Consider the following 9,862-nt stretch of genomic DNA (forward strand, 5'->3'; position numbering starts at 1 on the left):
TTCGCGCCCAGCCGCATGGCGTCCAGACCCAGGGCGACGCGGCGCTCCACGCCCGGACGCAGCACCTTGACCGCCACCTTGCGGCCGTCGGCCAGATACGCCGGGTGGGCCTGGGCCAGGGAGGCGGCGGCGATGGCGGGCTGGAAATCGGTGAACAGGGCCTCCACCGGGCGGCCCAGCGAGCGCTGCACCTCGCGGCGGGCCTGATCGATGGGGAACGGCGGCAGGCGGTCCTTGAGCCGGCCCAGGTCGCGGGCGAACTCGGCGCCGAAGATGTCGGCGCGGGTGGCCAGCACCTGACCCAGCTTGATGGCCACGGGGCCCAGATGCTCGAAGGCGGCGCCCAGACGCTGGCCGGGGCGGCCGGCTTTGGCCTCGCGCCCGGCGAACAGGTGCAGGAAGCGCGCGATGGGCCGGGTCCAGGCGGGCAGCAGGGGGACGATCTCGCGCGGGACGAGGGCGTCGTGGCGGATCAGCACCCACAGCCAGCCCTGCAGCCGCAGGAACGAGCCGACGGGGTCGCGCACGCGCACGCTGGGCAGGGGAGCGGCGGTCTCGGGCGACGGATCAAACGGCACGGTCAGATCGCCCAGCCGTGATGGATGGCGGCGACCCCGCCCGACAGGTTGGTGACGGTGACGCGGCTGAAGCCGGCGTCCTCGATCATGGCCTTGAACGCGGACTGGTCGGGAAAGCGGCGGATGCTTTCGACCAGATACTGGTAGCTGTCGCGATCCTTCGCCACCCAGCCGCCGATGGCGGGGATGGCGTTGAAGGACCACAGGTCATAGGCCTTGCGGATGGGCTCGGCGGTGGGGCGCGAGAACTCCAGACACAGGAAGCGGCCGCCGGGTTTCAGGACGCGGCGGGCTTCGGATAGCGCCTGGGGGATGTCGGCCACATTGCGGATGCCGAAGCTGATGGAATAGGCGTCGACGCTGGCGTCGGGCATGGGCAGGGCCATGGCGTCGCCGACGGTCCAGGTCATCCCGGGCTCGCCGCCCTTCTGGACCCCGGCGAGGATCATCTCGGCGTTGTAGTCGAGCACCACCACCTCGGCGTCGGCGCCGCCCAGACGCTGCTGGGCGCGACGGGCCATCTTCGCATAGCGCCGGGCCATGTCGCCGGTGCCGCCGGCCACGTCCAGGATGCGCTCGCCGGGGCGGGGATTGAGCTTCGCCGCCGCCGCGTCCTTCCACAGCCGGTGCACGCCCCCGCTCATCAGGTCGTTCATCAGGTCGTAGCTGGAGGCCACGGAATCGAACACCCCGCGCACCAGCTGGACCTTTTCGCGCGCGTCCACGTCGCGGAAGCCGAAGGATGAGGTCTTTTGCGCGGGCTCGGTCATGGCATCGCTTTAGCGGGTGCGGGGCGCGCCGTCACCGCCGCACGTGGCCGCATCCGCTTGCCGCAGGGAGCGGTGCGCGATAGGCCGGTGACAGGATTGCCAAAGGAGACGGACATGGCCGCTGAACGCATGGGGGCTGAAAAGGCTCTGCAAGGACTGCCGGGCTGGACCCGGGCGCCGGGCGAGCGGGACGCCATCGTGCGCAAATTCGTGTTCGGGGACTTCAACGCGGCCTTCGGCTTCATGACCCGCGTCGCCCTGAAGGCGGACAGCATGGATCACCATCCGGAGTGGTCCAATGTCTACAACCGGGTCGAGGTGCTGCTGACCACCCATGACGCCGACGGGGTCACGGGGCTGGACGTGGAGATGGCGGAATTCATGAACGGCGCGGCCGTGGGGCTGGGCGGGAAATGAGCGGGCGTCTTGCGGGCAAGATCGCCCTGGTCACCGGGGCGGCGGGGGGTCTGGGACAGGCCATGGCCCGGCGCATGGCCGAAGAGGGCGCGCGGCTGGCCCTGACCGACATCGACGAGGCCGGGGCGCGGGCGCTGGCGGACGCCGTCAACACCGACCATCCGGGCGCGGCCCTCGCCTATGCCCACGACGTCACCGACGAGGGGCAGTGGATCGACGTGATCGACCGGGCGGTGAGCGATCTGGGCGGGCTGTCGGTGCTGGTCAACAATGCGGGCATCGGCGGCGGGCTGAAGCCGGTGGTGGAGACCGACCTGGACGCCTGGCGGCGGATGCAGGCCATCAATGTCGAGTCCGTCATGCTGGGCTGCAAGCACGCCATTCCGCATCTGGCCAGGGCCGGGCGGGGCTCGATCGTCAACATCTCGTCCATCGCCGGGCTGACGGCGGCGCCGGGGATGGGACCCTACAATGCGTCCAAGGCGGCGGTCTGGCTGTTCTCCAAGACCGTGGCGCTGGAGTGCGCGAAGGCAGGCAACGGGGTGCGGTCCAACTCGGTGCATCCGGTGTTCATCAAGACCGGCATCCTCGACCCGTTCACGGCCATGGCCGGCGGCGACGAGGCTCTGGCCCACGAGAAGCTGGCGCGCGGCATTCCCCTGAAGCGCATCGGCGAGCCGGACGACGTGGCCTGGTGCGTGGTCTATCTGGCCTCGGACGAAAGCAAATTCATTACCGGGGCCGAGTTCAAGATCGACGGCGGCATGTCGGCCCAGTAGAGCCTGATCGGCTGAGGTGGAATCGCTTCGCGATTCCGCTGATGCCGTGGATCAGGCTCCACATGAAAGCGAGAGCATGATTCACGCTTCAACCGGAACCGCCTAGCGGTTCCGTCCGAAACGATCATGCTCTTGCCCTCAGACCACCATGACGGTGCCCAGCAGGACGCGGGCGCCGCGGCGGCCCAGCACCTGATTGACGGCGAACTGAAGGTCGCGCGACAGCTGGTGCACGTCCGGCGGCGCGCCCGGACGGAGCCCTGCGGCAGCGCGCTGGACCACCTGGGCCATTTCTGAACGCAGGCGCGGGCCGGACGCGGCGGCTGTGGCGCGAAGCGCCGCGTCGGGCACGTCGATGCCCGCCTCGACGGCCAGAACACCCAGCCGGCCATTGGCGCGGGTGACCGAGCCGTTGATGCTGTTCAGATTGATGTAGCTGTTGGCCGGCGCCCCGCCGTCCGACGCGGGCGCGGCGGCCGCCGCCGATCCGGCCGAGGCGGCGACGAGAGCCAGTCCGATGAGGGCGCGGCGATCCATGGCGCCACCTTGCCCCGGCGCCGCTTAATTCCGGGTTACGCGCTCGGCGGAAATGTAGGGTTTCAGGTCCAGCAGGGAGAACAGGCGCGCGTCCTCGTCCTCCTCCGGATTGGGGGTGGTCAGCAGCTTGCCGCCCACGAAGATGGAGTTGGCCCCGGCGAGGAAGCACAGCGCCTGCATTTCCGGGCTCATGCCCTCGCGCCCGGCGGACAGGCGGACCATGGATTTCGGACAGACGATGCGGGCCACGGCGACCGTGCGCACGAACTCGATGGGGTCGATCTCGCCCTCCCGCATGACCCGCTCGCCCAGCGGCGTGCCCGTGACCGGGACCAGGGCGTTGACCGGCAGGCTGTCGGGGTGTTCGGGCAGGGTGGCCAGGGCGTGCAGCAGGCCGGCCCGGTCCCGGCGGCTTTCGCCCATGCCGACGATGCCGCCGCAGCAGGTGGCCATGCCGGCGTTGCGGACATGCTCAAGCGTGTCGAGCCGCTCCTGATAGGTGCGGGTGGTGACCACCTCGGCGTAATATTCCGGGCCGGTGTCCAGGTTGTGGTTGTAGTAGTCCAGCCCGGCGTCCTTCAGCTGTTTCGCCTGATCGGCCGTCAGCATGCCGAGGGTGGCGCAGGTCTCCAGACCCAGGGCCTTCACCCCGCCGATCATGGCCGCCAGCTTCGGCAGGTCGCGGTCCTTCAGCTCGCGCCAGGCCGCGCCCATGCAGAAGCGGTCCGCGCCGCCCGCCTTCGCGGCCATGGCCTCGGCGATGACCACCTGGGCGTCCAGAAGCTTTTCGGCCTTGAGGCCCGTCTGGAAGTGGGCCGACTGGCTGCAGTAGCCGCAGTTCTCGGCGCAGCCCCCGGTCTTGACCGACAGCAGCTGGGACTTCTGGACGGCGGACGGGTCGAACCCGCGCCGGTGCACGGTGGCGGCGTCGAACACCAGCTCCATGAACGGCCGGGCGAACAGGGCCTCGACCTCGTCCAGAGTCCAGTCGTGGCGCGGGATGGACAGGTCCTCAATGCGGACAGGTGCGTTCATGGCGGGCCTCCTCGAACAGGCGGCTTAGCAGCGACCGCGCCGGGGATGAACCCGCAATCTTCAGCCGACCAGACGCAGATTCTCGACCCGCCGTTGCGCGCCGCCCAGACGGAAGCGGCCCATCTGGCGGTTCAGCCCGTCGGCCTCGCCCGCCATCTGGCGGGTGGCGGCGGTGGCCTCCTCGGTCATGGCGGCGTTCTGCTGGGTGATGGAGTCCATCTGGGCGAAGGCGGCCTTCACGTCCGAGAGATCGTCGGCCTGACGGCGCGCGGAGGACGCCATGGCCTCGGCCAGGCTATCGACGCTGGTCACCTGGGCGTCGATGCGCTCCAGCGCCTGGCCGGTGCGGTCCACGAGTTGCACGCCCTCGCTGACCTGTTCGCCCGAGCGGCGGATCAGATCGCGGATTTCACCGGAAGCCTCGGCCGACCGTTGCGCCAGAGCCCGGACTTCGGACGCCACCACTGCGAATCCGCGACCGGCGTCGCCCGCCCGCGCCGCCTCGACCCCGGCGTTCAGGGCCAGCAGATTGGTCTGGAAGGCGATCTCGTCGATCAGACTGACGAAGCCGGCGACGTTGTCCGAGGACGCGCGAATGGCCTCCATGGCGGTGCGGGCCTGGACCACCACAGCGACCCCCTGCTCCACTTCGCGGCGGGTGGAGGCGGCCGCGCCGGCCGCCTGGGCGGCGTCGGCTGCGGTCTGGGCGACGGCCTTGGCGATGCCGTCGGCCGTGGCCACGGTGCGCTCCAGATGGGCCGCCTGCTGTTCGGTGCGAAGCGACAGGTCGTCGGATGCGGTGGCCAGCTGGGCCGAGGCCGAAGAGAGCGCGGCGGCGCTTTCAACCACCCCCGACATGGCGGTTTCAAGCGCGCCGACCGCGGTATGAAAGTCGTCCCGAAGCGAGCTGTACTCGTCCGGGAAAGGCTGATCGATGGACACGGACAGGTCGCCGGCGGCCAGGGCCTTCAGGGCGGAACCCAGCGCCGTCACCACGCGCGCCTGACGGGCCTCGGCCTCCTGCTGTTCGGCGGCGACACGATCCCGCTCGGCCTGGAGGGCCTCCAGATAGATGGAAATGGCCAGATCCATGTCCAGCAGGACCCGCTGGGTCAGCTCGGCCGTGGCTGTTGCGGTCTCGGCCTCATGGGCCCCGCCGGCGAAGGTCTTGCGGGGTCGCATGACCACGGCCTTGATCAGGCTGGCCAGGATCAGGCTGTAGCCGCCGATGTACCAGCGGGGCTCCAGTCCGATTCTGGCATGGACCTGTCCGATGGTGCGCACGGAGGCGGCGTAATCCGCATCGCGCCGTCCCATGATCAGGGCGTCCCAGTGATTGGCCTGTGCGGCGCGGGCGGCCTTCATATGGGCGGGATCAGAGAAGAAGCGCCGCACCTCGGACGTCTGCTTGATCTGGTCATAGAAGACGTCCAGGGCCACCGGCAGGGCCTGACGCAGGATCGGCTCCATGGCCTTGTAGGCCGCAGACGGCTCGGCAAGGCGCATGAAGGCCATGCGCTGGGAGAGAATATCGTCAGACACCACCAAGTCCTGAAAAATATGGCGGATTCGAACACCGCGGAAAGTATGGCCATAGCCGTGCGCCCGAAGTGGTTTTTCAGGGATTAACGGAAGGCGCGGTGGTGCGCCTGAGAAAGAAAAAGGCGACCCATTATGGGTCGCCTTTCCTTCTGTTTGCACAGGCGATGGTCAGCGCGGGCTGTAGGCGTGCGGCATGCGCCGGTCCCGGTTCGGATGATAGCGGTCGCGCAGCTCCAGATTGCGGGCCTGCAGCGGCTGTTCGACCCCGGCGATGAAGACGGCCTCGGGCTGGCTGAGCGGCTCCAGCGGATCGCCGGACCAGACCACCACGTCGGCCGCCTGCCCCACGGCCAGGGCGCCGAAGCCCTGCTGGCCGAAGATGCGGGCCGGATTGACGGTGATGGCGGCGATGGCGGCCTCGAAAGGCAGGCCGTTGGCCACGGCGTTGCCCGCGTTGTAGCGCGCGTCGCGAGCCCGGTGGGCCGAGCCACCGGGCTTGATGGCGATGGTCACCCCCGCCGCGTGCAGCCGGGCGGCGTTCTCCTGCCGCGCGGCCCGCACCTGGAAGTTCGAGGGCAGGTTGGCCAGGGGGTTCAGCAACACCGGCACGTTTGCCGCCGCGATCCGGTCGGCCACCAGCCAGCCCTCCTCGGCGCCGTCGAGGATCAGGCGGATGTTCTCTTCCTGCGCCAGACGCAGCACCTGCAGGATGTCGGCGGCGCGGTGAACACTGACCACCAGCGGCATGCGGCCTTCGGCCACCGGGATCAGGGCCTCCAGATCGGCGCGGGACAGGGACAGCGCGCGCAGGCCGGCGCGCTCATAGGCCTGACGGTTACGGGCGTAGAGGCGGACCTCGGCCAGGGTTTCGCGGAACAGGGTGAACTCGGCCCCACGCGCGCCCCCGGCGATGCCGGCGCCCGCTTCGCCGAAGGGGGCGACCATGGCCACATTGGACTGGACCAGGATGTCGGTCCCGCGCGCCAGATGCACCACCGCCGCCTGGCCCGCGAACAGGCCCGGGGTGTGATAGCCGCCGTGACCGGCGCCGGCGGTGTCGTCCTCATGCACATGGCCGCTGGACGAGCCGGGATGCTGGGGCATGACCACCGCGCGGGTGACGCCGCCCAGACGGGCCACCGGAATGGTGATGGACCAGGGATCGAGGCCGCGCGACACGTCGAAGGCCGCGCTGAGGCTGTTGCTGGACTGGCGCAGGTCGGTGGAGCCCTGCACCGAGGAGACCTCGCTGCCGCCGATGCCGGAGTCCACCGCCACGATGCCGGGGGTGATGACCCGGCCCGCGGCGTCGATGACCCGGGCGCCGGCCGGAATCGCTGCATTGGGGCCCACGGCGCTGATGCGGCCGCCCGAGATGACCACCGTGCCCGAGGCGATCTCGCCCGAGCCGGTCAGGATGCGGCCGCCGGTAATGGCGACGGGATCCTGTGCGACGGCGGGCGCGGCGGCGAGGGCCAGGGCGCACGCCGCCATGGCGCTGAACAGGTTGCGGCGGATCATTGGGCGCCTCCCACGGTGTTGGGCTGGCCGGGCTGGCCCAGTTCGAAGTCGGTGCGGGGCTGATAGGCCGGATCGGTGCGGTCCCAGGTCAGGGCGCCGTCGATGAAGACCTGCTGGGCCTGGGCGTAGACGCTGAACGGGTTCACGTCCCAGATCACCACGTCGGCCCGCTTGCCGGGCTCCAGCGAGCCGGTCTCGTCCTCCACGCCGACGGCGCGGGCGGCGTTGATGGTGATCCAGCGCAGGGCGTCCTCCTCGCTGAGGTCCAGCCCGGCGCGGCGGCCGGCGGACAGGGCGGCGGCGGCCTCCTGGTTGAGGCGCTGGATCAGGGTGTCGTCGTCGGAGTGGATGACGGCGCAGCTGTTGGCCGGCGCGTCGACGAAGGCGACATTCTCCTCGATGGCGTCCAGGGCCTCCATCTTGAAGCCCCACCAGCCGGTCCACATGGCCGCGCAGACCCCGTTCTCGGCCAGCAGATCGGCCACCTTGTAGGCCTCGGTGGCGTGGTGGAAGGTGCGGATGGAGAAGCCGAACTCCTCGGCGATATCCAGCATCACCGCCATTTCATCGGCGCGGTAGCAGTGGTTCTGCACCGAGATGGAGCCGTCCAGAACCCCGGCCAGGGTTTCCAGCCGCAGGTCGCGGTTGGGCGGCTCGCCCGTGCCGCTCTCGCGCCAGTTGTCCCAGCGTCGGGCGTAGTTCCGGGCCTCGATGAAGCCGGTGCGATAGCCCGCCACATTGCCCATGCCGGTGGCCGGGCTCTGGTTGCGCGAGCCGTAGACCCGCGAGGGGTTCTCGCCGCAGGCCATCTTGAGGCCGTAGGGGGCGCCCGGGAACTTCATGCCCTGCATGGTCACCGAGGGCACATTGCGCACGGTCACCGAGCGCCCGCCGAACAGATTGGCCGAGCCGGGCAGGATGGTCAGGGTGGTGACCCCGCCCGCCCGCGCCGCGTTGAAGCCGGGATCCTGGGGCCAGATGGAGTGCTCGGACCACACATAGGCGGTGTTGGGATTGGTGGCCTCGTTGCCGTCGGACATGCCCATGACGCCCGGCGACGGATAGACGCCGAGATGGCTGTGCACATCGATCAGGCCGGGGGTGACGAAGCGGCCGCGCGCGTCGATCACCTGATGGCCCTGGGGCACGGGGGTGTCGGCGCCGCCGACCGCCGCCACGCGGCCGTCGGTCATGATCACCACGCCGTTCTCGATGCGGTCGCCGGCGGCGGTGAAGACGGTGGCGCCGACGATGGCGGCGTCGCGCCGGGGCATGGCCTGATAGGTGGAGGGGAAGGGATCCGGGTTGGCGGCGCCATCCAGCCCGCGCGGCAGCGCCGCGCGCTCGCTGGTGGGGGTGGAGGCCGTGTCCGCGCCGGGGTCAGCGGCGCCGGTGGTGGCGCAGGCGGACAGGGTCATGGCGGCGAGCGCGCAGCCCGCCAGCGCGAGGCCACGGCCCCGCATGCGATGAGAAATCATGGATATTTCAGCCCCTTGCGTTTCCAGATCCGGAAGCGGGCGCATCAAAGCGCGATGCGGCGGTCAGGAAAAGCCCGAATTCCCGTCCTCAGATCTTCAAATCCATCCGCGCCCGGATTTCGCTCTCCGAAAGGCCCCTGATCTCAAGCGCCTTGACGCGGGCCGAGGCGCCGCGGGCGATGGTGACATCGGACTTCGAAATCCCCAGGCCACGGGCGATCAGGGCGGTGAGCGCGGTGTTGGCCTCGCCGTCCGTGGGCGCCGCGCGCACCCGCGCCCTGAGCAGCGGGCGCCCGTCAGGGTCCTGATCCCAGCCGTCGATGCGGTCGGCGCCGCCGCGCGGCGTCAGCCGCACGGTCAGCCGGGTCATCAGAAGGGCAGGATGTCGTAAAGCAGCATGCAGAAGGGGGGCAGCAGATAGAGCTGCGCCCCGCGCAGAACCAGCAGCACGATGATCGGGGTGACGTCGATGCCGCCCAGGGGCGGGATCACCCGGCGCAGCGGCGCCAGCAGCGGCCCGGTCACCTGGTCGAGGAAACTGGCGAGCTGGGCCACGAAGCGGTTGCGGTAGTTGATCACGTCGAAGGCGAACAGCCAGCTCATGATGGCGCTGATGATGATCGCCCAGAACAGCAGCGTCAGCACCGCGCCGACGATGAAACAGATGAAACCGGCCATGCCGCGCCCGAAGCTCCCAAGGTTGTGGAGGCGCTTCTAGCGGTCTTCGTCGTCCGCGCCAAACCCTTCCGCCGATCCGGGCGGCAGGACGCCGGATTCGGGGGGGCGGGATTCTATTGACACCACCGGGCCGCCCCGCCTATGTCGCGCCCTCGCCTGGAACCCCGGCACGGGGCCGTAGCTCAGTTGGTAGAGCGCGTCGTTCGCAATGACGAGGTCAGGGGTTCGACTCCCCTCGGCTCCACCAAATCCTTGTTCCATAAGGGTTTGGACAGGTTCGGGCGAGAATTCTGACACCACGCTGTATCACACGGTCCTTCAACGACCGCCGAAAAAGCGTTCATCTACAGTTGGTTCAGTCTCCCGAGGATGTAGCACCACCTCGGCGCACACACCGCCCGAACGGCCCCTTCGACCGTCTCCACGGTCACCTAATCACGGGCGGCGGCAAACGTCTGGCCTCATCGTTCGTGGATCAACCTACTACCTTCGCCTGCGGGTTCCGCGAACTTTGGCCGGGCTGATCG

General features: G+C 69.6%; 11 protein-coding genes and 1 tRNA gene. 3 read left to right on the top strand and 9 right to left on the bottom strand.

All coding sequences use genetic code 11. The annotated features are described in order from the left end of the window. A partial coding sequence (locus tag ACK4SE_RS13705; RefSeq protein ID WP_409693805.1) for an AarF/UbiB family protein occupies positions 1–578 on the bottom strand: 578 nt, incomplete at its 3' end. Positions 579–580: 2 nt separating this feature from the next. Next, positions 581–1,348, bottom strand: a complete 768-nt coding sequence (locus ACK4SE_RS13710; protein ID WP_409693807.1) for a class I SAM-dependent methyltransferase — start codon at positions 1,346–1,348, stop codon at positions 581–583. A 114-nt stretch (positions 1,349–1,462) separates the two neighbouring features. Here ACK4SE_RS13710 and ACK4SE_RS13715 point away from each other — a divergent pair, with 114 nt between their 5' ends. Together ACK4SE_RS13715 and ACK4SE_RS13720 are read left to right on the top strand one after the other, a co-directional pair. Then, positions 1,463–1,765: a 4a-hydroxytetrahydrobiopterin dehydratase gene (locus ACK4SE_RS13715; RefSeq protein WP_409693809.1), complete on the top strand. Its 303-nt coding sequence runs from the start codon at positions 1,463–1,465 to the stop codon at positions 1,763–1,765. After that, positions 1,762–2,544, top strand: a complete 783-nt coding sequence (locus ACK4SE_RS13720) for an SDR family oxidoreductase (RefSeq protein ID WP_409693812.1) — start codon at positions 1,762–1,764, stop codon at positions 2,542–2,544. The genes ACK4SE_RS13715 and ACK4SE_RS13720 overlap by 4 nt, the downstream gene beginning before the upstream one ends. Before the next feature lie 138 nt (positions 2,545–2,682). Here the strand turns inward: ACK4SE_RS13720 and ACK4SE_RS13725 are convergent, their stop codons facing one another. The 7 genes from ACK4SE_RS13725 to ACK4SE_RS13755 all read right to left on the bottom strand — a co-directional run bounded on the left by ACK4SE_RS13725 (position 2,683) and on the right by ACK4SE_RS13755 (position 9,335). Then, on the bottom strand, positions 2,683–3,081 hold the full coding sequence (locus tag ACK4SE_RS13725) for a Tat pathway signal protein (protein WP_409693815.1): 399 nt from the start codon (positions 3,079–3,081) through the stop codon (positions 2,683–2,685). 24 nt (positions 3,082–3,105) lie between these two features. Further along, positions 3,106–4,116, bottom strand: coding sequence for a biotin synthase BioB (bioB, locus tag ACK4SE_RS13730; RefSeq protein ID WP_409693818.1), 1,011 nt, complete (start codon positions 4,114–4,116; stop codon positions 3,106–3,108). A 60-nt stretch (positions 4,117–4,176) separates the two neighbouring features. Then, a complete protein-coding gene (locus ACK4SE_RS13735) occupies positions 4,177–5,658 on the bottom strand; it encodes a methyl-accepting chemotaxis protein (RefSeq protein ID WP_409693821.1) in 1,482 nt (493 codons plus the stop codon). A gap of 168 nt (positions 5,659–5,826) precedes the next feature. Further along, positions 5,827–7,179, bottom strand: coding sequence for an amidohydrolase family protein (locus ACK4SE_RS13740; RefSeq protein ID WP_409693823.1), 1,353 nt, complete (start codon positions 7,177–7,179; stop codon positions 5,827–5,829). Then, positions 7,176–8,657, bottom strand: coding sequence for an amidohydrolase (locus tag ACK4SE_RS13745; RefSeq protein ID WP_409693826.1), 1,482 nt, complete (start codon positions 8,655–8,657; stop codon positions 7,176–7,178). Before ACK4SE_RS13745 ends, ACK4SE_RS13740 begins: the two co-directional genes overlap by 4 nt. A gap of 88 nt (positions 8,658–8,745) precedes the next feature. Beyond that, positions 8,746–9,027, bottom strand: a complete 282-nt coding sequence (locus ACK4SE_RS13750) for a DUF167 family protein (RefSeq protein WP_409693829.1) — start codon at positions 9,025–9,027, stop codon at positions 8,746–8,748. After that, positions 9,027–9,335: a YggT family protein gene (locus ACK4SE_RS13755; RefSeq protein WP_409693832.1), complete on the bottom strand. Its 309-nt coding sequence runs from the start codon at positions 9,333–9,335 to the stop codon at positions 9,027–9,029. The genes ACK4SE_RS13750 and ACK4SE_RS13755 overlap by 1 nt, the downstream gene beginning before the upstream one ends. 171 nt (positions 9,336–9,506) lie before the next feature. On the opposite strand from ACK4SE_RS13755, the gene ACK4SE_RS13760 reads away from it, so the two are divergent. Then, positions 9,507–9,582: transfer RNA gene (locus ACK4SE_RS13760), tRNA-Ala, on the top strand. The last annotated feature ends 280 nt before the right edge of the window (positions 9,583–9,862 follow it).

The organism is Brevundimonas sp. (assembly GCF_046293315.1).
In the GTDB taxonomy this organism is placed as follows: domain Bacteria; phylum Pseudomonadota; class Alphaproteobacteria; order Caulobacterales; family Caulobacteraceae; genus Brevundimonas.